Raw genomic sequence first — 26466 nt, 5'->3', positions numbered from 1 at the left:
AAGATTTATATTTGTTACACTTACTGTAACAAATTAAAAAAATATGTCTGCCTCCACAAAATTATCAACCTCAGTCAAAGCATTATGCTATTTGCAGCAAGAACACCCAAAAGCGGTTTCGAGTTTTGAGCTCGAAGAAGCTATCGGAATCAATTCATCCAAGTTGAGGAGAATTCTATCTTTACTCGTAAAAAATGGTATAGTTGAAAGTAACGCTGGAATGTCTGGAGGATTCAAATTGAAGAAGTTACCTTCGGAAATTCATTTGCAGGAAATCTATTGCGCAATCGAAGATAGGAAGGCTTTCCATTTGGATGTAAGACGAAATGCAATAAAGAAAAATAGCTTGCCTGAAAAATTGAACTCTTACTTTCTTGATTTATTTTCAGAAGTTCAGGTAACAATAGAGGATAAAATGAAAAATATAACATTACAATCAATTATAAATAAAATTAAAAGTAATTAATAAAATATTCTGGAGTTAGTATGGAATTCTTAAAAAAACTTGGTATCAGTAAATCAAATTTTGGTGCATCAACCGGACAAAAATGGTTACAAACCAAATCAGAAGGCGAGTTAAAAATTCATTCACCGGTTGACGGTAAATATATCGCTTCAGTTCATCAGGGTTCTGAGAAAGATTATGAAAAAATTATTAAAAGCATGGAAGAAGCATTTCTGATCTGGCGCGAAGTTCCAGCCCCGGCAAGAGGCGAAATTGTAAGACAAATTGGATTAAAATTAAGAGAGTATAAAGAACCGCTTGGACAATTAGTTTCATACGAAATGGGAAAATCTCTCCAGGAAGGATTGGGTGAAGTTCAGGAGATGATTGATATATGCGATTTCGCTGTCGGTCAATCAAGACAACTTTATGGTTTTACTATGCAATCTGAAAGACCAATGCATAGAATGTATGATCAGTATCATCCTCTTGGAATCGTCTGTACTATTTCAGCTTTTAATTTTCCGGTTGCAGTTTATTCCTGGAATGCAATGCTCGCTGCTGTTTGTGGTGATGTAAATATTTGGAAACCTTCTTCCAAAGTTCCTCTTAGTGCTATAGCTACACAAAATATTATTGCAAAAGTTCTGAAAGAAAATAATCTTCCTGAAGGAATTTTTACTCTGATAGTTGGCAAAGGTTCAACAGTTGGCGAACGAATTTTAAATGATAAACGTGTTGCTATGGTTTCAGTGACTGGATCAACCCGTGTTGGTAAGCATGCTGCTGAAGTCGTTTCAGGAAGATTTGGAAAAACAATTCTTGAGCTTGGTGGAAATAATGCAATAATTATAACTCCTGATGCTGATTTAAAAATAGCGATTCCTGCGGTTGTATTTGGTGCAGTGGGAACTGCCGGTCAAAGATGTACGTCAACACGTAGATTGATTATACATGATTCAATTTATAATAAAGTGAAAGAATCGTTGGTTAAAGCGTATAAGAGCATTAGGATTGGTGATCCGTTAAACCAGCAAAACCATATGGGTCCGTTGATAGATAAAAATGCTGTTAATGATTTTTCAAATGCATTAAAGCGTGTTAAAAAAGAAGGTGGAAAGATAATTTTTGGAGGAGAAGTATTGAGTGGAAAGGGATATGAATCTGGTTGTTACGTCTCTCCTGCAATTGCCGAGGCTCAGAATCACTTTGAAATAGTTCAGGAAGAAACCTTCGCACCTATTCTCTATATAATGAAATATAAAAAAGATGTTAATGAAGCAATAGCATTACAAAATGGAGTTGTACAAGGATTATCTTCTTCAATATTCACTAATAATATGAGAGAAGCAGAGCAGTTCCTTTCGGCTTCCGGATCTGATTGCGGAATTGCAAATGTGAATATCGGAACTTCTGGCGCTGAAATTGGCGGAGCTTTTGGTGGAGAAAAAGAAACTGGCGGTGGAAGAGAATCCGGATCCGATTCCTGGAAAGCTTATATGAGACGACAAACTAATACGATTAATTTTGGATCGAAGCTACCGTTGGCGCAAGGAATAAAATTCGATATATAAATTATTCCATCCGTTGGTATTTTTGAAAGGGACGGGAATTTTTTTCCGTTCCTTTTTTTATGTAAAAATTCCAGACCAATTTTACTTCATCATTCTTTATATCAATACGAGAAATATTCAGGAAAATTTACCTGAATAATTTGGCGCATCATGCAATTCTTTCTCACTACTGTATCAATTCAATAAATGCATATCGGCTGAGTTTATTCAATTCCTTTGGCAGGCTTTTAGTATTAAACATAACTAAAAGTGACAACCAAATAGTAATGAATAAAATGACAACCCTTGATTTGAAAAAACTTACTTCATACGGTTCTGATTGGGAATCTAATCAGTACAAAATACTCATTAAGGTAAAAGAGTGGTCATTGAACTTCAATAAGAATAAATTGTTTCCTTCTATTGAAGAAGCCATACAGCTTAACCTTGCACTCGAAGACTTACTGCGCGAAAATATTGAATGTAAATTATGGTTTGACAATGAAATCAAAGGCAGAAAAATAAATGAGAGAGTAGTAGTTTATGAAAAGGCTCATCAGGTCGGTCATCAATTGGATAAACTGTTAACATTTATTGATTGGGCTTTGCAGCTGAACAGACCGGTTCTTGAGGAAGGAAGAATAATTAAAAACTTTGTTGAAGAGAATATCAGAGTCAAACGTGTATCACGATCTGAGAAGAATTATCACGGGAAAGGTTACTTCAGCCTCCCGGATAATAAAAATCAAATACTGAACATTTATCTCTACGAGATAATCTGGGATTGGACTCAGGAAAATTTATATCAACGGCTTACATCAAACCTTGTCCGTACTATTCCATTAAAATCAATTGGCGATTCAGTTGAAGAAATGATGTATAATTTTATTTCTTATTCGAAAGATATGCATGAGCCCGTTGCATTCGTTCTTCAAACCGAACTTGACTTTCCGTATAATGAAACTATTTTCCCGATTGCAGAAGAGAAATTATTAAAGCACTTAAGCCATTAGCGTATTTCTGTTAATCCTTTCGGAAGTTGAATCATATCAGCTAATATCATTGCCGTTTCAGTAAGAAAGATATCATCATCTTCGTCTTTCTTTTCCGGAACTTCACCCTTGTCCAAAAGTTTTAACCCTTTACTCTGTCGTCTTTCGTTTTCACGCTCAAATTCTAACTCATCATCAGATTCTTTCTTTTTCTTACGTACTTCTTCATTCAAGGAAATATACTTTCTATTTTTCATCATATTATATTTTTCTATATCCTCACGCAAGAATTGAAATTCAATATCTTTTTCAGTCCGGTTTTCAGAATTTTCTTTCAATTTTGGAATTAATTTATTCAAACTGCTATATAGTTTGTAGCTTGTAGCATCAATCTGATCCCAGGGTAACGCAGAAGTCTGTGAACTTTCACCAAATTCCTGAGGATCCAAATAAGTTGGGAAAGAAATATCGGGAATCACACCAAGGTTTTGTGTACTTCCACCATTAATCCGATAATATTTTGCTATTGTTAGTTTAAGCTGTCCAAATTTATTACCGGAATTTCTGGAAATCTGATTCAAGTCAATCAGATTTTGAACAGTACCTTTACCATAAGTTTGTTCGCCAACGATAATACCGCGTTGATAGTCCTGAATTGCTGCTGCAAAAATTTCTGAAGCCGAAGCACTGAATCGATTTACTAATACTGCGAGTGGACCTCCGTAAATCAACGACGGATCCATATCAGAATCAACTTCAATCATTCCATCAGAATTTTTAACTTGTACAACAGGTCCTTTATCAATAAATAACCCGGTAACATCAATTGCTTCTGAAAGCGCGCCACCACCGTTATTTCTTAAATCGATAACGACTCCATCAACTTTTTCCTGATTGAGTTCTTGTAAAAGATTTTTAACATCAACCACAGTACTTTTTGAATTTTGATCTCCGTTCCGGTTTCCGTTAAAGTCAGTGTAAAAATTTGGAATGGTTATTATACCAACGCGATACTTCAAACCATTATTTTCGACTTCAATAATTTTTTTCTTGGCAGCCTGATCTTCAAGTTTAACTTTTTCTCTTACAAGACTAATTTCCTCTGGTTTGGCATCAAGACCAGCTTTTGCTCTAAGAATTTGTAATCGGACAGTAGTTTCTTTTGGTCCGCGAATTAGTTTAACAACTTCAGTAATCCTCCAACCAATCACATCAACGAATTGACCAGTATCTCCCTGAGCCACAGCAATAATTTTATCATCAACAGCTAATTCTTTTGATTTAAATGCCGGACCTCCGGGAATTACCTCAACAACTTTTGTATAACCATCTTCGCTCATAAGTCGTGCACCTATTCCCTCAAGAGAAAGGCTCATATCGATTTTGAAATTTTCAGAAGTAACGGGGGAAAAATAATTAGTATGCGGGTCTACTGAACTTGTGTATGCATCCATTGCAATCTGAAAAACATCTTCACTGTTGTATTGGTACAATGCTCTTGTATAATTATCATATCTCTTTTTTAAATTTGATTTTATTTCTTCGTCGCTTCTTCCTGCAAGATGTAATGCAAGCGCATCATTTTTAATTCTTCCTTCCCATAATTTATTCATCTCTTCTGTGGAAGCTATCCAATCTGAACTGTCTCTGTTTATCTCAACAGAATCATCTTGTGAAAAATCAAATCCTGCAGTAAGAATTGTATCTACAAATTCCATCCGTTCCAGCATCCTTTTTTCATAAACATTGAACATATCAAAAAATGGCTGAACATTTCCATCAAGAAAATAATCATCAAATAAATATCTGTTTTTTTCAAATGAGCTTATATCCGATTCGTAGAAGTAAACTTTACTATAATCAAGACTCTTTAAATACTTATCCAAAATTATTGATGACAATGAATCATCAATTGTAAAGTCTTTGTAATGATATCTTGAAAGCATTGTAGTAACAAGCTGATTCTCAAGTGTAAAATGATTTTTGGGTTCTATAGAACGTAAAGTATCAGTTTGTTCATCTTCATTCTGAATAGTTTTTTTAGATTCAGCAAGAAAGAAATTTGCAGTCAATATGATAAGAACGATTATTGGTAAAGCCTTCATAATATTTTTGATGTTTTTATTCTTCAATTATTTACTTTAACTAATTATAATTACTTACTCAAATACTTATTAACAATACTAAATTAAGTAGCTGTTGTTTTGCAAAGAAAGGGCTGCCCGGTGATTATTTTCAAATTATTCTTCTGAAAATATACTGCGCTGAAAAATATAATCTACGTTTTTCAGAATTTTATCCGGATTGAAGATTTCATTCAATTCATTGCCTGACAGGTAATGCATCACTTCACTGGATTTTAATAATTCATCTTTCAGATTTTTATTTTCATTTGCCCAAACATCCATCGCTGAAGTCTGAACAATTCTATACGCTTCTTCACGTGATAGTCCTTTATCAACGAGTTTTAGTAAAACCGTCTGAGAGTATATTAAGCCACGTGTAAGATTCAAATTTTTAATCATATTCTCAGGATAAATAATCAGGTTCTTTATCAGCTTTATCATCAGATCCAGCATATAGTTCAATGCGATGCAGCTATCAGGAATTACAATTCTCTCTACTGATGAATGTGAAATATCCCGTTCATGCCAGAGTGCAACATTTTCGAGTGAAGCAATTGCATTTGCTCGAAGTATTCTTGCCAGACCAGTAATCCTTTCACTGATTACAGGATTTCTTTTATGAGGCATAGCAGAAGATCCTTTTTGACCTTTTGAAAAAAATTCTTCAGCTTCGAGTACTTCAGTTCTCTGAAGATGTCTGATCTCAACAGAAATTTTCTCAAGTGTTGCTCCGATAACCGCCAGACTATTCATAAACTCGGCATGTCTGTCTCGTTGGATAACCTGAGTAGAAACGCTTGCTGGTTTCAACGCCATTTTTTTGCAAACATACTCTTCAACTTTTGGAGAGAGATGTTCAAAAGTTCCAACTGCACCCGAAATTTGTCCAACACTTACTGTATCAATTGCACTCTGAAGTCTTTTTATATTTCTCTTGATTTCTTCGTACCATAAAGCAAACTTTAGCCCAATTGTAGTTGGTTCTGCGTGAATGCCATGCGATCTGCCAATACAAACAGTGTTTTTATGTTCGATGGCTCGTACTTTCAATACTTCTTTAAGTTGAAGTAGTTGATTCAATAAAATTTCGCCAGCAGATTTCATTTGAAAGCAGAGAGTTGTATCTAAAATATCCGATGAAGTCATTCCATAATGAATATGACGGGAAGAAGGACCAACATATTCCGCGACGTTTGTAAGAAAAGCAATTACATCGTGCTTGGTTGTTTCTTCTATATCAAGAATTTTTTTCACATTGAATGCTGCTTTTTCTTTTATAACTTTCAAATCTTCTTCTGGTATTTCACCCATTTCTTTTCTTGCTTCGCAGGCAAGAATTTCAATTTTTAACCAGGTGGAAAATTTAAATTCATCTTCCCATATTTTACCCATTTCGGGCAGAGTATATCTGCTAATCATCCTTTTACCAATTTCATTTGTTTGGTTAACTCTTTTTCATCTCTGATTATTTTGAGTGTAACTGTTTGACCTGCTCTGAATTCATGGAATACGCTGAAGATAGTATTCTCGTTATTGATTTTATATCCTTCTACTTCAAGAATAATATCCCCGACTTCAATTCCACCTTTTTCAGCAGGAGTATTAGGATAAACTTTTGTTACAATTACTCCTTTGATACTTTTCAGATGATAATACTGTGCAATTCCCTCATCAATAGTTTGTATCCTCATTCCGATTTCAAAGTTTCTATCAATACTGCCATTTTTTTTCAGTTCTTCAACAATTCTTTTTACTTTGTTAATAGGAATAGCAAAACCGAGTCCAATACTACCTGTATTTCCTCCAGCAGTGAAAATAAGTGTATTCATTCCGATAACCTTACCCTCGCTATTGACTAATGGACCACCACTGTTACCGCCGTTAATTGAAGCATCAGTTTGAATCATATTTAAATAGTAACGGTTATTTATAGCATCGAGATTCATACCGCTTGCACTAACTACTCCAACTGTCACCGTAGGTTTATCATTAAGTTCAAATAATCCAAAAGGATTTCCTAAAGCAATTACCCATTCTCCAATTATAATATCATCCGAGTTACCAAGAGTAACATAAGGCAGATCATCTCCATCAATTTTAAGAAGACATATATCACTTGCAGAATCGGAACCAATTAGTTTAGCATCGAATTGCCGTCCATCGGTGAGTGTGATTGTTATTTTTGTTGCGTTACCGGCAACATGATCATTTGTAACGATATAGCCATCTTCAGAAATTATATAGCCTGAACCTAAACCTTTAACTTCCTGACTGTAACTCCCTCGATTTCCAAAAAATCTTTGGAAGAACGGGTCATCGAAGAATGATGAGAAAGGATCTTTGTATTCTCTTATCTCAATAACATTTATACCTACAATTGACGGGCTTACATTTTTCACAGTTTCTGTTATGATATTTCTTCTCGAAGAAGTAATATTATCATTATTTATAGTCTTCTGATCTTGTGTCTGAGCATAAGCTAAATTGAAATCAGCATTTGAATTACCAGAGAAGCTGATGATGTTTAGTTCAGCACTAATAAATACTGCACCGATTAATAGTACTAATACAAAAAATACGGTGAGTATTGTTTTTTGTTGACTATTCATTTTTATGTTTCCGTTTATTTTTTTGTTTTTGAATAAGTTCTTTTAACGGTTCGATATGTTTTATAAAAATTATTATCAGTATTGAACTACTTGCCGTTAATAATATATCTACTCCTGCTGGTTTGGGAAATGCATAGTTGAATGCAATTCTATAAGTTCCAAACAGGACCAATACCGATAAAATTGTTGCAGCAATATTAGCTAAAAGAATATCTTTTCTCATTACATAAAAGAGTACCCAAAATATCACCCAGACTGCAAGCAGATATGGAAATATTATCGCAGCACCACCCGCAGCAGTTGCAAGACCTCGTCCACCTTTGAAAAAAATCCATGGATTATAGCAATGACTAAAAACAGCAAACAAAAGTCCTATTGCCGGATAAATGAATACATTTCCAAATACTAAAATTGGAATCAAAACACTTGCCCCGCCTTTTAAAAGATCGATAAATAAAACGGAAATACCAACGAATTTTGAATTGCTCACTTCAAAAGAATTCATAGCTCCAACATTTCCGGAACCCTCTTTTGTGATATCCAATCCTTTTGTCTTTTGGAGAAATATATATGCGGTCGGAAAGGAGCCGAGCAAATAACCTATTAATGAACTTAAAAGATATTCCATAAATTTTGAGTGATTGATGGAATAAATTTAATGATTTTGTAAATGATATTTTAGATATAATGTTTTATTAAAGGTAGGTAATAGTCAGATTCAATTTCACAAAAAATCAGATTTGTGAAACTTCAAAGAGAATTTATGAATTATTGTTTCTTGAGTTTACTTTTTTATTAATGATGATTAACTAAAAGAGGCGGCGGTCAGAATCTTCCGAAGGAATCCTATTGAGAGAACTTCGAATAAAGGTATTGCCGGAGGAATAAATCACTTGAGAAAAAATTAGAGGCGGCGGTCAGATTCTTCCGAAGGAATCCCTTTGGGAGAACTTCGAATAAAGGTTTTGCCGGAGGAATAAATTACTTGAGAAAAAATTAGAGGCGGTGGTCAGAATCTTCCGAAGGAATCCCTTTGGGAGAACTTCGAATAAAGGTTTTGCCGGAGGAATAAATTACTTGAGAAAAAATTAGAGGCGGTGGTCAGAATCTTCCGAAGGAATCCCTTTGGGAGAACTTCGAATAATGGTTTTGCGGGAGGAATAAATTACTTGAGAAAAAGTTAGAGGCGGCGGTCAGAATCTTCCGAAGGAATCCCTTTGGGAGAACTTCGAATAAAGGTTTTATCGGAGGAATAAATTACTTGAGAAAAAATTAGAGGCGGCGGTCGGATTCTTCCGAAGGAATCCCTTTGGGAGAACTTCGAATAAAGGTTTTGCGGGAGGAATAAATTACTTGAGAAAAATTTAGAGGCGGCGGTCGGATTCTTCCGAAGGAATCCCTTTGGGAGAACTTCGAATAAAGGTTTTGCCGGAGGAATAAATTTCTTGAGAAAAATTTAGAGGCGGCGGTCAGATTCTTCCGAAGGAATCCCTTTGGGAGAACTTCGAATAAAGGTTTTGCCGGAGGAATAAATTACTTGAGAAAAAATTAGAGGCGGTGGTCAGAATCTTCCGAAGGAATCCCTTTGGGAGAACTTCGAATAAAGGTTTTATCGGAGGAATAAATTACTTGAGAAAAAATTTAGAGGCGGCGGTCGGATTCGAACCGACGAATAAAGGTTTTGCAGACCTTCGCCTTAGACCGCTTGGCAACGCCGCCTTCTAAAATTCGGAAACCCAACTTCCTTCAGAAATTGGGTTTTTGTCTGGAAATGGAGCGGGAAACGGGACTCGAACCCGCGACATCAACCTTGGCAAGGTTGCGCTCTACCAACTGAGCTATTCCCGCATAAAATCAAGTTAAATAAGAACAAGTAATCAAACAATTTCGTGTTCAAATATAATATCACCATCCTTTGTAATCAAATAAGTTTTCAAGCAAAAAAAAGTCCGGCAGCTGCCGGACTATAATTTTCTGAAATTCAGATGAAATTACTTGAGTAACATCATCTTCTTTGTTTGAACTGAATTAGCTGACTGTAATTTGTAAAGGTAAACACCTGTCGAAAGATTTGAAGCATCAAAAGTTACTTCATAGAATCCAGCCTGGCTGAAACCATTTACTAATACTGCAACTTCCTCACCAACAAGATTGTAAACTGAAAGTCTGATATTACCTGATTCAGGAACACTGTATTTAATGTTTGTTGATGGGTTGAATGGGTTTGGATAATTCTGAGCCAATTCAAATGTTAATGGACCAACTACTTCAATTTCAACGATGTCTGAATAAGAATATGTTCCGTTGAAATCAACTTGTTTGAGTCTGTAATAATTAACACCTTGTTCAGCAGTTTTATCAACATAGCTGTAGTTATTCTGCTGTGTAGTAGTTCCGTGACCTTCAACAAAACCAACAGTTCTGAATTCAGAAGTTTCTGTTCTTCTTTCAATTTCAAACATATGGTTGTTTAATTCGGAAGCTGTTTGCCAGTTCAATACAACTTGACCGAGATTGTTTACACTTCCAGCGAATGAAGTCATTTCAACAGGAACCCAGGCTTCATCACCGAACCAGTAATCATCATAATAACATTCGTCAGCAGTTGTCTGTAACGGACCATAGAAATCGTTTGCAGCTAATTTAAGTGCATAAGCTGGATTTCCTCTTGTCCACTGCCAGCTTGTTCCAACCTGACTTCCATTGAACCAGAACTGAGCCTGATCGAGATCAAGGTCAACAATAACTTCACAATACTGCCAGGTATTTTCTGTCCAGGAGAAGTTTACTGTCCCACCATTAAGAAGTCTTCCTGCGCCACCTACGTCAAAATAAAGTTCCATTCCCCAGTGTTCATTTGCAGTAGCAGGGAATGTGTTAAGTGTATTGAAATATCCACCTTTACCTGTTGGCATATATACCCAGAAGCTAATCCACCATTTACCGGATGTTTTATCGCCAAGCGGTTTCACGAAGTCATTAGCTGGTACGATAACAAAAGATTTTGTACCACTGTGTGCATAGTTGGAGGATACAGATGCATCTTCTGCACTACATGGTAGTTGACTCCAGGTTGACCAGTTTGTTGGATCCTGACACGCAACTTGTCCGCCAACGGCAAAGCCTTCAAAATCTTCGAAGAAGGTGTTACTGGATCCACCTTGAGTTACTTCAACCAAATCTAAAAGAACTGCAGCGCCATCATTTAAATTATCAGTTACATGCTCTCGGAAACCAATGTAAATGTTTGAACCAGGTGAAACAAAATTTGTTAATTGATATGAATATTGAATCCAGGTAGTATCAGGAGAGCCAGCAGGGAAAACTAATGCTGCAACAACAGTTGAAAAGTCAGAAACATTGGTTCCAGTTGTTGAAATTCTGATATCAACTTGTTCAAGGTAGCTACCATTTGCATATCCAGGGATCAACATCCAAAAAGTTAACATATCACCAGTTTGAACATTTGTTACCTGGGGTGTGATAAGCCATTGGTCATTTGAAGTAGCGCCTCCAGTATTCCAAGTGCAAAATGCAACTGCATTTCCACCGCCTGAGGGTGCTGTGATAACTCCACCGTTCCAACCAGGTATAGGTGTTGTACCTGCTAGTTGTCTGTTCCAACCAGTACCACCATCAGGATTAGCCTTGAGCCATCCAGCCGGTGGGAATGTTGCATCTTCGAAACTTTCTGCGAAGCCCAAAGTAGCTTCAGTCAATCCTGGACCATAAACATATTTAGGATTATCAAAATTGGATGGTGTTTTGGTTAGGTCTCTGTTGTTTTCCTGAGCTAACACAATACTTGAAATAATCAGGAAGGAAAGAAAAAATTGAGTGATTTGTTTCATGCCAAATCTCCCTACGTTTGTTGAAAAAAAATATTATTAGTTTGAAGCAATTTTAATAATGGATTGAGCAATAAATTATTAAAATTCTAAGATCATTATACTAATCTTTTTAAAAGAATTCAATAAAAGCAAAAAAAAGTCCGGCAGCTGCCGGACTATAATTTTCTGATATTCAGATGAAATTACTTGAGTAACATCATCTTCTTTGTCTGAACTGAATTAGCTGACTGTAATTTATAAAGGTAAACACCTGTCGAAAGATTTGAAGCATCAAAAGTTACTTCATAGAATCCAGCCTGGCTGAAACCATTTACTAATACTGCAACTTCCTCACCAACAAGATTGTAAACTGAAAGTCTGATATTACCAGATTCAGGTACACTGTATTTAATGTTTGTTGATGGGTTGAATGGGTTTGGATAATTCTGAGCCAATTCAAATGTTAATGGACCAACTACTTCAATTTCAACGATGTCTGAATAAGAATATGTTCCGTTGAAATCAACTTGTTTGAGTCTGTAATAATTAACACCTTGTTCAGCAGTTTTATCAACATAGCTGTAGTTATTCTGCTGTGTAGTAGTTCCGTGACCTTCAACAAAACCAACAGTTCTGAATTCAGAAGTTTCTGTTCTTCTTTCAATTTCAAACATATGGTTATTTAATTCGGAAGCTGTTTGCCAGTTCAATACAACTTGACCGAGATTGTTTACACTTCCAGCGAATGAAGTCATTTCAACAGGAACCCAGGCTTCATCACCGAACCAGTAATCATCATAATAACATTCGTCAGCAGTTGTCTGTAACGGACCATAGAAATCGTTTGCAGCTAATTTAAGTGCATAAGCCGGATTTCCTCTTGTCCACTGCCAGCTTGTTCCAACCTGACTTCCATTGAACCAGAACTGAGCCTGATCGAGATCAAGGTCAACAATAACTTCACAATACTGCCAGGTATTTTCTGTCCAGGAGAAGTTAACTGTACCACCATTGAGAAGTCTTCCAGCACCACCTACGTCAAAATAAACTTCCATTCCCCAATGTTCAGATGCAGTAGCAGGGAATGTGTTAAGTGTATTGAAATATCCACCTTTACCTGTTGGCATATATACCCAGAAACTTACCCACCATTTACCGGATGTTTTATCGCCAAGCGGTTTCACGAAGTCATTAGCTGGTACGATAACAAAAGATTTTGTACCACTGTGTGCATAGTTTGAGGATACAGATGCATCTTCTGCACTGCAAGGCAGTTGACTCCAGGTTGTCCAGTTTGCAGGATCCTGACAAGCAACTTGTCCGCCAACGGCAAAGCCTTCGAAGTCTTCGAAAAACGTATTGCCTCCACCACCAACAATGCTGCCTGTAAGTATAAAAGGAGCTCCGTTAGGTGAAGTTCCGTTTAAAGCTGCTGCCCAAGTACCAGCATTAAATTGCAATGCATCGCCTGTTACTGCAACACCGAGTGAACAAACCGGTGGGCACCAAGGACCCGAAGATAAAGTTCCACCTAATCGCCATTCAATCCAATAAGTACCAGCAGGAAGAGTTGTACCTACGTTAGATGTTACTATCATTACAGGTCTTTGAGTATTTGTTGGGTCAGTGTCGGTTGTTCTATAGATATTTCCCCATGTTGAAGAAGCCAAACGATTTGTAGTCAAATCACCCCAGATAACGGTCCCGCCTGACATTGGGCTACCATTCCAAATTTGAATTCTGGCATCGTTTATTGTTGATGTAGTTGTTGAACCAGTCTGATAAGAATAAGATATCAACTGATCAATCTGCCATGATTCACCGGCAGGGATTGTAAAATCGTCTGCCATAGAAATGTTTGAAGCTATTTGATGACCCCATCCGAAAAGTGTGTGACCTAAAGCTGATTCGATGTAACTTCTATCAGCACCGCCTGATCCACCACCTGGATCGTTTACTATACCACCATTATCAAATAAGGTTGCAGTAGGTGCTTCCCAAATTGGCAATCCACCATGTCCAGCGATTATTACTGGTCCTGAAGATTTCGGAGCTAAATCTCTTGCGTTATCCTGTGCAAGAACAAGCCCAGAAAAAAGTACAAACAAGAAAAGTATACTAAAGAATTGTTTCATATAGAAACCTCCTGTGTTGATTTATGAATGAAGTTAATTAAGCAAAAATATTTACTTTTAATTTCGAGATTGAAGTGAGCTAAAAAAGATTTAAAATTTTTTTTAACCATATTTAATTGATAGACCCTCTAAAAGATGAATAAAATTCAACTGATTTAATACTAACAATCAATGAATATGAATTTTATTAAAATTCTACTACTATATTAAAAAAATTCCGTATAAAATCAACTATTATTTTAAAAAAATCTTGACGGTGAGATTTGGGTAATTTTTTACTTTTTGATGAAGTTATTGTTATTTTAATGTGAAAGGTAAACGACAAATAATGTACAAACTGCAAAGACAAGAACTAGTCGATAGCCTCAGGCAAAAAGGTATTTCAGATGAACACCTCCTCAGTGCATTTCAAAAAGTTGAAAGAGAAAAATTTGTTCAGGCGGTGATGAAATCAAATGCTTATAAGGATATTGCTTTACCGATTGGGTATAATCAAACAATCTCCCAACCATTTACAATTGCGATTATGACAGAAGCACTTCAGATCAAGAAGGGGGAAAAAGTTTTGGAGATTGGAACAGGTTCTGGTTATCAGGCTGCAATCCTTTTTGAAATGGGTGCTAAAGTTTACAGCGTTGAAAGACACATTGATATTTATAACGAAGTCTTGAAACGATTTGAGAAACTGAGAATTCGCGTTCATTGTAAATATGGAGATGGTACACTTGGCTGGGATCAATATTCACCTTTTGATAAAATAATCGTGACTGCTGGTTCACCGAGCATTCCTGAAACTTTGAAAAAACAATTAGCTATTAATGGAAAGATGGTTATTCCTGTTGGTAATATGAGTACGCAAACTCTGAAAGTGCTAACAAAAATTTCAGATACCGAATTTGTTGTTGAAGAAATTCCACAGTTTGCTTTCGTTCCTTTGATTGGTAGAGAAGGATGGAAAGAATAGTTTAGGATGGAAGATGGATGATGTTGAGCAAACCTGCCTGCCGGTAGGCAAGGCGAAATCCGCTTTTGGCGGAGAAAATGGTTGATGGAAGATGGAAAATGGAAGCGGGAAGACAAAGGTGCGAAGTGAGGATATAAATGAAGTAATAGTATTAGTTGGTCCAACTTGTTCTGGTAAAACTAATCTTAGCTTAATTCTTTCTCATCTAATTCATTCTGAAATTATCTCTGCAGATAGCAGACAATTCTATAAACTTCTTGATATCGGAACAGCAAAACCTTCTACTGAACAGCTCAGAAAAGTTCAACATCATCTGATCGATTTTCTTGATCCAGCAGAAAATTATGATGTAAGTTTGTTTGAGAAAGATGCCGAACGAATCATCGAAGAAATATTTAATAGAAATAAATTGCCTGTGATTGTTGGAGGGAGTGGACTTTATATAAAAGCTTTGATTGACGGAATTTTTCAATCAACTGATAAAGATGAGGAATATCGAAATGAACTGCTTCAAAAACGAAAAGAATTTGGAAATGAATATTTGTATGAAGAACTAAAAAAAAATGATCCGATCAGTGCTGAGAAAATGCTTCCACAAAATTGGAAAAGAGTAATGCGTGCGCTTGAAGTATTTCATACCACAGGTGAACCAATCTGGAAGCATCATCAAAAACAATCTTCTTTAAAAGAAAAAAAATATGAGTTTAAACAATTTGGTTTAAACTGGAATAGAGAACTACTTTATGAAAATATTAACCAACGCGTCGATAGTATGATTGAAAATGGATTAATTGATGAAGTACAAAATATTCTGGAAATGGGCTACGATAAAAATCTGAACTCATTGAATACAGTTGGTTACAAAGAAATAGTTCAGCATCTTGAAGGAGAAATTAGTCTTGAAAGAGCGATTGAATTAATTAAACGAAACACACGTCATTATGCAAAGCGTCAGATGACCTGGTTTAGAAAAGATGAACGCATTCATTGGTTTGAAGTGAATGAATTTTCTGATTTAGATAAAATCGCAATATTTATTAGCAAGCTTTTATAAAAAAATCAGAAGTAACTTTGAAAAGATACGAATCTATTTCCCGCTTTATTTATTTCTTGATAAATTAGATTATCAAAATTTATTTTTAATGAAATTAATTGAAAGAAAGAATAAAAATAGCCTCCGGACAAGGATTTTGGGGTGACTTAATACTTTACCCTGAGCTTGTTTCAGGGACTCGTGTATAATCAATAAATAAATTACAGCAAACACTTAAAGATGCTGAAATAAACCTGTCTACCGACAGGTAGATTCAGCATAAAGTGAGATGAAAGAAAAAATAAAAATAGCTTCCGGACAAGGATTTTGGGGTGACTTAATACTTTACCCTGAACTTGTTTCAGGGACTCGTGTATAATCAATAAATAAATTACAGCAAACACTTAAAGATGCTGAAATAAACCTGTCTACCGACAGGTAGATTCAGCATAAAGTGAGATGAAAGAAAAAATAAAAATAGCTTCCGGACAAGGATTTTGGGGTGACTAAATACTTTACCCTGAACTTGTTTCAGGGACTCGTGTATAATCAATAAATAAATTACAGCAAACACTTAAAGATGCTGAAATAAACCTGTCTACCGACAGGTAGATTCAGCATAAAGTGAGATGAAAGAAAAAATAAAAATAGCTTCCGGGCAAGGATTTTGGGGTGACTTAATACTTTACCCTGAACTTGTTTCAGGGACTCGTGTATAATCAATAAATAAATTACAGCAAACACTTAAAGATGCTGAAATAAACCTGTCTACCGACAGGTAGATTCAGCATAAAGTGAGATGAAAGAAAAAATAAAAATAGCTTCCGGACAAGGATTTTGGGGTGACTAAATACTTTACCCTGAACTTGTTTCAGGGACTCGTGTATAATCAATAAATAAATTACAGCAAACACTTAAAGATGCTGAAATAAATTCAGCATAAAGTGAGATGAAAGAAAAAATAAAAATAGCTTCCGGACAAGGATTTTGGGGTGACTAAATACTTTACCCTGAACTTGTTTCAGGGACTCGTGTATAATCAATAAATAAATTACAGCAAACACTTAAAGATGCTGAAATAAACCTGTCTACCGACAGGTAGATTCAGCATAAAGTGAGATGAAAGAAAAAATAAAAATAGCTTCCGGACAAGGATTTTGGGGTGACTAAATACTTTACCCTGAACTTGTTTCAGGGACTCGTGTATAATCAATAAATAAATTACAGCAAACACTTAAAGATGCTGAAATAAATTCAGCATAAAGTGAGATGAAAGAAAAAATAAAAATAGCTTCCGGACAAGGATTTTGGGGTGATTTAATTGATGCACCATATCATCAGGTTACAAAAGGTGATATCGATTATCTTGTAATGGATTATCTTGCTGAAGTAACGATGTCCATTCTTCAAAAACAAAAAAATAAAGATCCCAAACTTGGTTATGCAACTGACTTGATCGAGTTGATGAGAAGAATTCTTCCAATCTCTTCCCAAAAGGGAATAAAAATTATTACGAATGGTGGCGGAGTAAATCCGGTCGCTTGTGCGGAAGCAATTCGTGAGGTTGCAAATCAAGCCGGAATAATAAAATTAAATGTTGCTGTTGTTTTAGGTGATGATATCAAAGATCGACTTGATGAAATTCTAGGAAACGGTTCTCAACTGAATAATATGGAAACCGGTGAATCAATTACTCTCGTCAAAGATAAATTATTAAGTGCAAATGTTTATTTCGGTGCTGCACCAATTGTTGAGGCGTTAAAGAAGGGCGCTGATATTGTAATTACTGGTAGAACAACCGATACAGGTTTAACACTCGCTCCGATGATTTATGAATTTGGATGGGATATGAAAAATTATAATTTAATGGCTGCAGGAACTGTAGCCGGACATATTCTTGAATGTGGTGCCCAGGCATCAGGTGGAAATTTTTTAGGTGATTGGGAATCAATTGATAATTTTGCTGAAATTGGATTCCCGATTGCGGAAGCTTTTCCAAATGGTGAAGTTATAATTACGAAACATACCAATACAGGTGGAAGAGTTTCATTCGAAACAGTTGCTGAACAACTCGTTTATGAAATTGGAAATCCCAAAGAATATATAACTCCTGATTGTGTCGCTGATTTCACTTCAATTAAACTTGAAGAAGTTGGGAAGGATAGAGTTAAAGTTTTTAATGTCAAAGGAAAACCAGAAACAGAATTCTACAAAGTTTCCTGTTCATACAGCGATGGTTATAGTTCATCAGGAAGTCTGACTTATTCCTGGCCGCAGGCATTGACGAAAGCAAAAGCTGCCGATAAAATTTTAAGAAAGCGATTAGAAAATCTTGGACTGCAATTCGATGAAATCAGAACAGAATATATTGGTTACAATGCAACACACGAAACTCTTGCGCCTGAATTAGATGAAGATAAAATAAATGAAATAGTTTTCCATTTTTCAGTCAGATCAAAAGATTGGAAATCAGTAAACAGATTTGGACAAGAAATCGCACCGCTGATTCTAACCGGTCCACCAAGTGTAACTGGTTTCGCTGGTGGAAGACCAAAGCCAAAAGAAGTTGTTGCTTATTGGCCTGCGTTGATTCCGAAAAAATTAGTCGAACCGAAAGTTCAAATTCTGGAGTTGCAATAACTTGTCCTGAATTTATTTCAGGACCTTTAGTGGCATTGAAAAATAAGATAGAGCGTACGCTAATCGATACTGAAAACATATCCAGTATAAATTGGGATGAAAAATTATTACGTTTATATATTGTCGAGTAAAAATAAAGTGCTTTACATAGGGATGACCAATGTATTAGCCAGACGAATCTTTGAACATAAAAATAGGTTAATTGAAGGTGTTACAAAAAATTATAATGTGGATAAGTTGGTTTATTTTGAATCTCAACCAGATTTGCAAAGTGCAATTAAAAGAGAAAGCAACTTAAGAATTGGCACAGACAGTGGAAGATTAATTTGATTGAAGATAAAAATAAGGATTGGAAAGATTTGTATCCTGAAATTTCTGATCCGGTTAAAATGCTTTACTCAGATCCATCCTGAACTTGGTTCAGGATCTTTTGTCAGAGATTTACTGCTTAAAGAAAATTATTTATTTAGTTTTAAGATGCTGAAACAAGTTCAGCATAAAGAGAGAAAGAATGAAAATAAAATTACGAGATATAACACACGGTCGTAGTGGAGATAAAGGCGATGCCGCTAATATTGGTATCATCGCTTATGATCAAAATGGTTATAAAATAATTGAAAAATATCTGACTGCTGAAAGTGTCAAAAAACATTTCGAAGGAATTTGTCACGGTAAAGTTGAGAGATACGAATTACCAAATATCAGAGCGTTAAACTTTCTGCTTCACGACACGCTTGGAGGCGGTGGAACAGTCTCACTAAAACATGATGCACAAGGTAAAACACTTGCGGCTGCGCTACTACGACTCGAACTGGACGTTTGAATGCATGTATGCATGAATGTATGATTTATCATGAAACAATGCATCCATTCAACCATGCTTTTGACTTTACTATAATTTATTTTAAATACAACCGAATCAGAAATTATTAATTAACCTGAGAGTGTTATGTACGAAGACGAATTAAAAGAACTTAAAACCTACCAGCAGAGAATCACGAATCTTCGGGGGTATCTTTGATGTTGATAAAAAGATTGCAAAGGTAGAAGAACTCCGCAATAAATCTTCTGAATCTTCTTTCTGGAATGATCAGATCGCTGCACAAAAAACTCTCCAGGAAATAAAAACTCTCGAACAATGGATCAATCTCTGGAAAGAGGTTGATAAAAAATCGAATGATGTAAGAGATATTATTGAATTGGCGTCGATGGAAGAAGATGAATCATTTTATGACGACATCAGAAAAGAACTTGATAATCTGAATTCCGAAATTGAAAAAGCTGAATTCAAAAATATGCTCAGTGGAAAAGATGATGATAAAAATTGTATTCTTACAATTCATTCCGGTGCCGGTGGAACTGAATCACAGGATTGGGCTGATATGCTTTTGCGAATGTATATGCGCTGGGGAGAACAGAGCGGATATCAGATGAGTATTGTGGATATTCTTGATGGTGATGGTGCAGGAATAAAATCTGCAACAGTGGAAGTTACCGGCGAATTTGCATATGGATATTTAAAAGCTGAAAATGGTGTTCATCGACTAGTTCGTATTTCTCCTTTCGATTCAAATAAAAGACGACATACTTCATTTGCATCTGTGTTTGTTATTCCTGAGATAGATGATACAATCGAAATTGAAATTAATCCTGCGGATTTAAGAATTGATACGTATCGTTCCGGCGGAAAGGGTGGACAGAACGTAAATAAAGTTGAAACCGCAGTACGAATTACTCACATTCCAACAAATACTGTTGCAGCTTGTCAGAGTGAACGATCTCAGATTCAAAATAAAACAAGAGCGATGAAAATGCTGAAGTCAAAACTTTATCAACTTGAACTTGATAAACAGCAGGCAGAAATTGATGAAGTTGAAAAAAACAAAATGAAAATCGAATGGGGAAGTCAAATTCGTTCTTATGTTTTTCATCCATACAATATGGTCAAAGATCACAGAACGGATGAAGAGACATCTGATGTTCAACGGGTGATGGATGGCGATATTGATAGATTTATAAAAGCGTATCTTTCAAAGTTTAGTAAGAATTAATATCTATATAAATTTCCAAAACTCAATCTGCAAATAACAAATAATATCAAACCAGAATATTGAAAATTCAAATCTGCAATTGACTGCAATTTTGGGTTTGTAGTTTGAAATTTATTTGATATTTGTTATTTGATTATTGGGATTTAATAAATGTAATATTATTAGCAATCAGTTTCTATTCACTTGAAAAAAACAATTCGAAAAACAGATAAACAAAAAAAGGATTTTTTCAACAAAGTATATACTGTTGCCAGGAAAATACCTTACGGAAAAGTTACAACATATGGGCATATTGCTGAAGCTTGTGGAATTAAATCTGCCGCAAGAACAGTCGGTTGGGCTTTGAATGGATGTGGACCCGATATTCCTGCACACAGAGTTGTGAACAGATATGGCGCGTTAACAGGAAAAATTCATTTTGGAGATCCAACTCTAATGGAAGAATTATTGCGTAATGAAGGAGTAGAGTTTGATAAGAATAATTGCGTAATTCTTGAAAAGTATTTGTGGATACCGAGTTTAAAAGTCAAAAGTAAAAAGTCAAAAAAATAACAGCACGACCTGAAGATCGTTTAGAATAAACTATGCATTTCTTTATTTTAAAGTAACCTAATATACAAGATTTATGAGCTTCTATTAGAAATTTCACTTCCTACTTAATTTCATTTTTTTGGGAGGTGACGAGTCGGTGAGATTAGCATTATTTTAGTCAAACATTTATCGATGGTATTGATGCTAAACCAAGAACTAGAGTGGAAAACAAGAAAAGAGAGAATTGACAGGCAACTCAAATCTCTTAGTCCTGCCTGGAAGATTGTGCATAACTCAAAAGTTCAAGACGTTTCAAAATTAACCAATCACGCAGTTGAAGAATATCCTACCAGTAATGGACCCGCTGATTATGCTTTTTTTGTTAATGGGAAATTGTTGGGAATTCTTGAAGCAAAGAAAGTTAGTGTTGATCCGCAGAATGTTCTTGAACAAGCAAAACGATATGCAAAAGGTGTAATGGATAGTGTGGGTAAATGGCAGGAATATGGAGTCCCTTTTTTATATGCATCAAATGGTGAAGTAATCTGGCACTTAGACGTCAGAAATGAAAAAAATATTTCCAGAAAAATTTCCAACTTTCACACCCCCTCAGCGTTAGTAGAATTATTCAATCGAAAATCTTTTGATGAAACAGCTATTGGTGATCAAATTATAGAAAACGATAAATTGCGATATTACCAGAGCAAAGCCATTAAAGCTATTGAGGATGGTATCGTTGAAAGAAAAAGAGCTATGCTTCTTGCAATGGCTACAGGCACAGGTAAGACATTCACTCTGGTCTCGCTTATCTATAGATTATTGGAAACAAAACAATTCAAGAGAATTTTATTTTTAGTTGACAGAAGAGCGTTAGCTGCTCAAGCTGTCCGAGAGTTTGGATCATTCACTACTCCAGTTGGAAATAAGTTTGACCAGGAATACGAAGTATATTCACAGCGATTCAAGAAAGAAGATTTTGGGGATGATGAACCATTTAATCCTAAAATCTTGCCAACAAATTATCTTACAAAACCAGATGGAACCAAGACCTTTGTATATGTGTCCACAATTCAAAGGATGACAATAAATCTTTTTGGTTGGGAGAACTCTTTCGAACAGGATAAGAACGATCCCGAATATGAAGAAGATGCAGAAAAATTAGAAACGCCAATTCCAATACATACGTTTGATTTGATTATTGCTGATGAATGCCACAGAGGTTATACTGCAAAAGAAACGGCTGTCTGGCGAAGCACATTAGATTATTTTGATGCGATAAAGATAGGATTAACTGCTACACCTGCATTACATACCACAGCCTATTTCGGTAAACCAATTTATCGTTATTCAACTGATGAAGCTATTATTGATGGCTTTCTTGTTGATTACGACGCTGTCAAAATATCTTCAAATATTTTAATGAATGGTGCTTTCCTTAAAGAAGGTGAGCAGGTAGGTGTAATAGATACGGATACTGGAAAAGAAACTTATGATGAACTAGAAGATGAAAGAGAATTCCAGGCGGAAGAAATAGAAAGAAAAATTACTTCTCCTTCAACCAATCTGCAAATAATTGAAGAACTTGCTAAGTATGCTTATGCACACGAAAAGGATACAGGCAGATTTCCCAAGATTCTGATTTTTGCTGTTAATGATCTTCAATTTACTTCTCACGCTGACCAGATTGTTAAGATTTGTAAGGAAGTATTTAACCAGGGAGATGACTTTGTTAAGAAAATAACAGGCAATCCAAATGTTGATAGACCTCTCCAAAGAATAAGAGAATTTAGAAATAGACCAAATCCCAAGATAGTAGTAACAGTAGATATGCTTAGCACTGGAGTTGACTTTCCTGCACTTGAGTTTGTTGTTTTTATGCGACCTGTAAAATCAAGAATCCTCTGGGTGCAGATGCTTGGCAGAGGAACACGATTATGTCCTGAAATCAATAAGGAAAAATTTGTCGTTTTTGATTGCTTTAACGGGACTCTGATAGAATACTTTAAGAATACAACAGACTTTCAGATTGAAGCTCCAGAAAAAGAACCATTAACGATTTCTCAAGTAATTGAAAATATTTACCAGAATGTAGACAGAGAATATTTTATTAAAGTATTAGTAAAACGACTGAGAAGAATTGAAAAGAATATGAGTGCGGAGGCAAGAGAAAAGTTTTCAATGTTTATTCCTGATGGGGATATTGGAAAGTTTGCAGCTGAATTACTCCAAAAACTCAAGGATGATTTTACTGGCACAATGAAAATTCTAAGAGATAAAGATTTTCACGATCTATTAGTTAACTATCAAAGAGCTAAAAGGCAATTCCTAGTTGGTTACGAAATCCAAGATGAAGTTACGTCTGAAAAATTGATAATGGGAGAGAAACCATCAGACTATTTGAATATGTTTATGAAATTTGTAAAAGAAAATCCTGAACATATACTTGCAATTAAGATACTGCTTGAGAAACCAAAGGATTGGAATACGAAAGCTTTGAATGAACTTAGAGAGCGACTGACGATAAATAAATTTCCTGAGAAGTATTTGCAGGAAGCACACAAATTGGTTTACAATAAGTCACTAGCTGATATTATTTCAATGGTAAAACACGCTGCAAGGAAAGAAGAACCAATTTTTACTGCAGAGGAAAGGGTATCCATTGCTTTTGAAAAAGTAGTAGCGAATAAAAACTATACTTATGAACAATTAAAGTGGTTAAGTCTGATTAAAGAACATCTTGTCCAAAATCTTACAATAGATGAGATTGATTTCAAGGAAGCACCAGTCTTTGAACAAAAAGGTGGTTGGAAAAAAGCCGAGAAGATTTTCGGGAAAGATGAACTTAAGAAACTAATTCAAGAAATAAATTATCATATTGCTGCTTAAATGAAACAAGTAAAAATCAAATCAAAGTATAATATAAAATTTAATCTGAGTGAGGTTATCAGCTATGATAAGCCGTCAGTTGATAAGAATAAAAATGAAGTCCCAATTGATACTGACTTGAGTAAATGGAAAGTATCATATTATACTGATGCTCAGTATATAAAGGGGATTGTTGAAACAACAACTATGGGAAATGTTAAATTTCATAACCAACACAATAAAGCATCCTTTTCTGAAAAGGGAGAGCTCCAACTAGAGCGTAGAAGTGGTGATGAAATCAATACAGATGTTATAATGGGTTACTTCGAATACACCAGATCAGTTAGGGCTATCGATAGGATCGCATTTAACGAATTTCCCAATTACCCTGATAAATCAAAGAAGATGATTTATAAAAATGTGCTAACTCTAATTGAACAGAAATTAGATCAGGAAAAATTCGAATCTTTTAAGAAATCTAAACATTAAACTAATATGTCAGACATTGTAAACAAACTCTGGGGTTTTTGTCACACTCTTCGTCACGATGGAATTGATTACGGCGATTACATCGAGCAGTTAACTTATCTTCTATTTCTTAAGATGGCTAATGAGAAGGACGTAACTATTCCAAAAGGTTACGACTGGAATACCTTAAAAGAAAAATCGGGAACACAATTAACAGATCATTACTCAGATATATTGAGAGTCCTCAGAGAACAAAAAGGAATTCTCGGTGACATCTTTGCTCAATCAATGCCAAGGTTTAATAATCCTGTTAATCTTAAACGACTTTTGGTTTTGATTGATGAAGAAGAATGGACTGCAATGGATGTTGATGTAAAGGGAGAAGCTTTTGAAGGTCTGTTAGAAAAAGCCGCAAGCGAAGGAAAGAAGGGTGCTGGACAATATTTTACTCCAAGAGTTTTGATCCAATCTATTGTAAGATTAATGAAACCTGATCCAAGAGAAAAAAGTGACCTGCCTACCGGACAGGCAGGTTTTACAATTTGTGATCCTGCCTGTGGAAGCGGAGGTTTTCTTGTTTCTGCTTATGAATGGCTGATGAGTATATCAAACCACGGGGCAGCTATTGATAGAAAAGATTACAAGCGAATTAAAACAAAAACTTATTACGGACAGGATTTAGTCCCGAGACCAAGAAGACTTTCTTTAATGAATCTTTACCTGCACGGATTAGAGCCAACAATCTATCTGGGTGATACAATCTATGAACCAAAGAAAAATGAATTATACGATTGTATCCTTACCAATCCTCCGTTTGGAACGAAAGGAGCTAATCAGGCACCTGAAAGAGATGACTTTACAATTGAAACAAGCAACAAACAGTTAAACTTCGTTCAGCACGTTATGAATGTGCTTAAACCAGGCGGAAGAGCAGCGATGGTTTTGCCTGATAACGTTTTGTTTGAAGATAAAGCTGGTGATGTGTTTGAAATTCTTATGCAGGATTGCAACCTCCATACAATTTTAAGATTGCCGAGGGGAACATTTACTCCTTACAGTCAGGGAGTTAAAGCGAATGTAATTTTCTTCCAGAAAGGATTGCCGACTGAAAATGTATGGATATTTGATGCACGTTCTAATGTGCCTGGAGTTACTAAGAAAGACAGACCACTTACTCCAAAACATTTTGAAGAGTTTGAAAAGTGCTATGGTGAAAATCCTAACGGAACAAGTAAGAGAAAAGACTTAGGTGAAGAAGGTAGATTTAGAAAATTTAGTTTGAAGCAGATACAGGAAAGAGATTATAAACTTGATATAAGCTGGCTTAAAGATGAAAGTCTTGAAGATGCAGATGAACTACCAGAACCACAGGTATTAGCAAGCGAAGCTATTACAGAACTTGAAGCAGTTGTTGACAGCTTAAAAGATATTCTTGAACAGATTGAAATAAACGGGAATGGTTCGAATTCAAAGTAAATCAATTTTGTTTTCCTTGTAATTGATTCAGTCCTGAATTACTGCCAATCGATTCTGTTGGCAGTAAAAATGAACCATAATTTAGTGGATCAATTCTTAGGCATATTTTGTATATTTGCCTAAGAAACGATCCAATACTATGAAACAAATAATAAAAATATTCGAAAAACATAAGGGTTACGCAACAATGAAGGAACTGCGTAACCAGAAAATTCATCCAAGAGACATTGCTAAGGCTGTATCTGAAGGAATAATTGAAAAGATAAAACCTGGACTTTATAAACTTGTAAATTATCCCTGGGATGAACACGGAAGTTTTGCAGACGTTTGCAATGCAAATAAGAAAGCGGTTATTTGCCTTACTTCTGCTGCGGACTATTTTGAGCTGACTACTTTTAATCCTTCTAACATTACTGTAGCTGTTCCACACAATACCCCTGGTTTTAAGCTGGAATATCCTCCGATTCAGGTTTTCTATTTTCCCAATAAATATTATGAAACAGGGATAGATGAGATTGATACTAAAAGCGGAAGGATAAAAATTTATAAAATAGAAAAAACAATCTGCGACCTCTTCCGCTACCGCAATAAGATTGGCGATGATATAGTAATTGAATCTCTTAAAAATTATCTTAAGCTAAAAAAGCGGGATATAAACAAGCTCTTTGAGTATGCAGAGATTCTGAGTGTAAAAGAAAAAATACTCCCTTATGTTAAGGCAATTGTAGGTTGATGCCTAAAAAAGAAA

Annotated in this window: 19 protein-coding genes, 2 tRNA genes and 1 pseudogene; 14 read left to right on the top strand and 8 right to left on the bottom strand. The window is 35.5% G+C overall.

Annotated elements, in window-relative coordinates; translation table 11 throughout:
- The first annotated feature begins 43 nt into the window (after nucleotides 1-43).
- The 3 genes from HND39_15245 (at nucleotide 44) to HND39_15235 (ending at nucleotide 3011) form a co-directional block, all read left to right on the top strand.
- Nucleotides 44-466, top strand: coding sequence for an Rrf2 family transcriptional regulator (locus HND39_15245; protein ID QKJ97523.1), 423 nt, complete (start codon nucleotides 44-46; stop codon nucleotides 464-466).
- A gap of 20 nt (nucleotides 467-486) precedes the next feature.
- Complete coding sequence (locus HND39_15240; protein ID QKJ97522.1) at nucleotides 487-2019, top strand: aldehyde dehydrogenase family protein; 1533 nt, start codon at nucleotides 487-489, stop codon at nucleotides 2017-2019.
- 275 nt (nucleotides 2020-2294) lie between these two features.
- Nucleotides 2295-3011: a hypothetical protein gene (locus HND39_15235; GenBank protein QKJ97521.1), complete on the top strand. Its 717-nt coding sequence runs from the start codon at nucleotides 2295-2297 to the stop codon at nucleotides 3009-3011.
- On the opposite strand, the gene HND39_15230 is transcribed toward HND39_15235, so the two are convergent.
- From HND39_15230 to HND39_15195, 8 genes are all read right to left on the bottom strand, one after another.
- On the bottom strand, nucleotides 3008-5095 hold the full coding sequence (locus tag HND39_15230) for a carboxy terminal-processing peptidase (protein ID QKJ98033.1): 2088 nt from the start codon (nucleotides 5093-5095) through the stop codon (nucleotides 3008-3010). The two genes, HND39_15235 and HND39_15230, sit on opposite strands and share 4 nt — an antisense overlap.
- 135 nt (nucleotides 5096-5230) lie before the next feature.
- Nucleotides 5231-6535: an adenylosuccinate lyase gene (locus tag HND39_15225; protein ID QKJ97520.1), complete on the bottom strand. Its 1305-nt coding sequence runs from the start codon at nucleotides 6533-6535 to the stop codon at nucleotides 5231-5233.
- Entirely contained in the window at nucleotides 6532-7725 is a 1194-nt protein-coding gene (locus HND39_15220) for a PDZ domain-containing protein (GenBank protein ID QKJ97519.1), read from the bottom strand. Before HND39_15220 ends, HND39_15225 begins: the two co-directional genes overlap by 4 nt.
- Nucleotides 7718-8353 carry a glycerol-3-phosphate acyltransferase gene (locus HND39_15215; GenBank protein ID QKJ97518.1) on the bottom strand — a complete coding sequence of 212 codons (636 nt, stop codon included), beginning with the start codon at nucleotides 8351-8353 and terminating at the stop codon, nucleotides 7718-7720. The genes HND39_15220 and HND39_15215 overlap by 8 nt, the downstream gene beginning before the upstream one ends.
- 1017 nt (nucleotides 8354-9370) lie before the next feature.
- A tRNA-Cys gene (locus HND39_15210) sits at nucleotides 9371-9444 on the bottom strand.
- A 53-nt stretch (nucleotides 9445-9497) separates the two neighbouring features.
- Nucleotides 9498-9573 (bottom strand) — tRNA-Gly (locus tag HND39_15205).
- Between the two features lie 143 nt (nucleotides 9574-9716).
- Nucleotides 9717-11174 (bottom strand): T9SS type A sorting domain-containing protein, encoded by a 1458-nt coding sequence (locus HND39_15200; GenBank protein QKJ98032.1) that lies wholly within the window; start codon nucleotides 11172-11174, stop codon nucleotides 9717-9719.
- A 584-nt stretch (nucleotides 11175-11758) separates the two neighbouring features.
- The gene (locus HND39_15195; protein QKJ98031.1) at nucleotides 11759-13405 is read right to left on the bottom strand and encodes a T9SS type A sorting domain-containing protein; all 1647 of its coding nucleotides are present in this window, start codon (nucleotides 13403-13405) and stop codon (nucleotides 11759-11761) included.
- 613 nt (nucleotides 13406-14018) lie between these two features.
- On the opposite strand from HND39_15195, the gene HND39_15190 reads away from it, so the two are divergent.
- The 11 genes and pseudogenes from HND39_15190 to HND39_15140 all read left to right on the top strand — a co-directional run bounded on the left by HND39_15190 (nucleotide 14019) and on the right by HND39_15140 (nucleotide 26451).
- Nucleotides 14019-14654, top strand: a complete 636-nt coding sequence (locus HND39_15190) for a protein-L-isoaspartate(D-aspartate) O-methyltransferase (GenBank protein ID QKJ97517.1) — start codon at nucleotides 14019-14021, stop codon at nucleotides 14652-14654.
- 91 nt (nucleotides 14655-14745) lie between these two features.
- Nucleotides 14746-15708, top strand: a complete 963-nt coding sequence (gene miaA / locus HND39_15185) for a tRNA (adenosine(37)-N6)-dimethylallyltransferase MiaA (protein QKJ97516.1) — start codon at nucleotides 14746-14748, stop codon at nucleotides 15706-15708.
- Nucleotides 15709-16956: 1248 nt separating this feature from the next.
- Nucleotides 16957-18327, top strand: a complete 1371-nt coding sequence (locus tag HND39_15180; GenBank protein QKJ97515.1) for a DUF1446 domain-containing protein — start codon at nucleotides 16957-16959, stop codon at nucleotides 18325-18327.
- Between the two features lie 96 nt (nucleotides 18328-18423).
- Nucleotides 18424-18740: pseudogene (locus tag HND39_15175) on the top strand (GIY-YIG nuclease family protein).
- 98 nt (nucleotides 18741-18838) lie between these two features.
- Nucleotides 18839-19150 carry a hypothetical protein gene (locus HND39_15170; protein QKJ97514.1) on the top strand — a complete coding sequence of 104 codons (312 nt, stop codon included), beginning with the start codon at nucleotides 18839-18841 and terminating at the stop codon, nucleotides 19148-19150.
- Between the two features lie 126 nt (nucleotides 19151-19276).
- A protein-coding gene (locus HND39_15165; protein QKJ97513.1) for a peptide chain release factor 2 occupies nucleotides 19277-20378 on the top strand; the annotation gives its coding sequence in 2 pieces (ribosomal slippage) (nucleotides 19277-19345 and nucleotides 19347-20378; 1101 coding nt in all).
- 195 nt (nucleotides 20379-20573) lie between these two features.
- Entirely contained in the window at nucleotides 20574-20930 is a 357-nt protein-coding gene (locus tag HND39_15160) for an MGMT family protein (protein ID QKJ98030.1), read from the top strand.
- A gap of 180 nt (nucleotides 20931-21110) precedes the next feature.
- Entirely contained in the window at nucleotides 21111-23795 is a 2685-nt protein-coding gene (locus tag HND39_15155; protein QKJ97512.1) for a DEAD/DEAH box helicase family protein, read from the top strand.
- On the top strand, nucleotides 23796-24263 hold the full coding sequence (locus tag HND39_15150; protein ID QKJ97511.1) for a hypothetical protein: 468 nt from the start codon (nucleotides 23796-23798) through the stop codon (nucleotides 24261-24263).
- A gap of 6 nt (nucleotides 24264-24269) precedes the next feature.
- Nucleotides 24270-25718 (top strand): SAM-dependent DNA methyltransferase, encoded by a 1449-nt coding sequence (locus HND39_15145; GenBank protein QKJ97510.1) that lies wholly within the window; start codon nucleotides 24270-24272, stop codon nucleotides 25716-25718.
- Between the two features lie 139 nt (nucleotides 25719-25857).
- Nucleotides 25858-26451 carry an Abortive infection protein AbiEi gene (locus HND39_15140; protein QKJ97509.1) on the top strand — a complete coding sequence of 198 codons (594 nt, stop codon included), beginning with the start codon at nucleotides 25858-25860 and terminating at the stop codon, nucleotides 26449-26451.
- Nucleotides 26452-26466 lie beyond the last annotated feature (15 nt).

Source organism: Ignavibacteriota bacterium, assembly GCA_013285405.1.
GTDB lineage: Bacteria > Bacteroidota > Ignavibacteria > Ignavibacteriales > Ignavibacteriaceae > IGN2.
The sequence above is the reverse complement of the archived record's forward strand: the minus strand, read 5'-3'. Positions and strand labels throughout refer to the sequence as shown.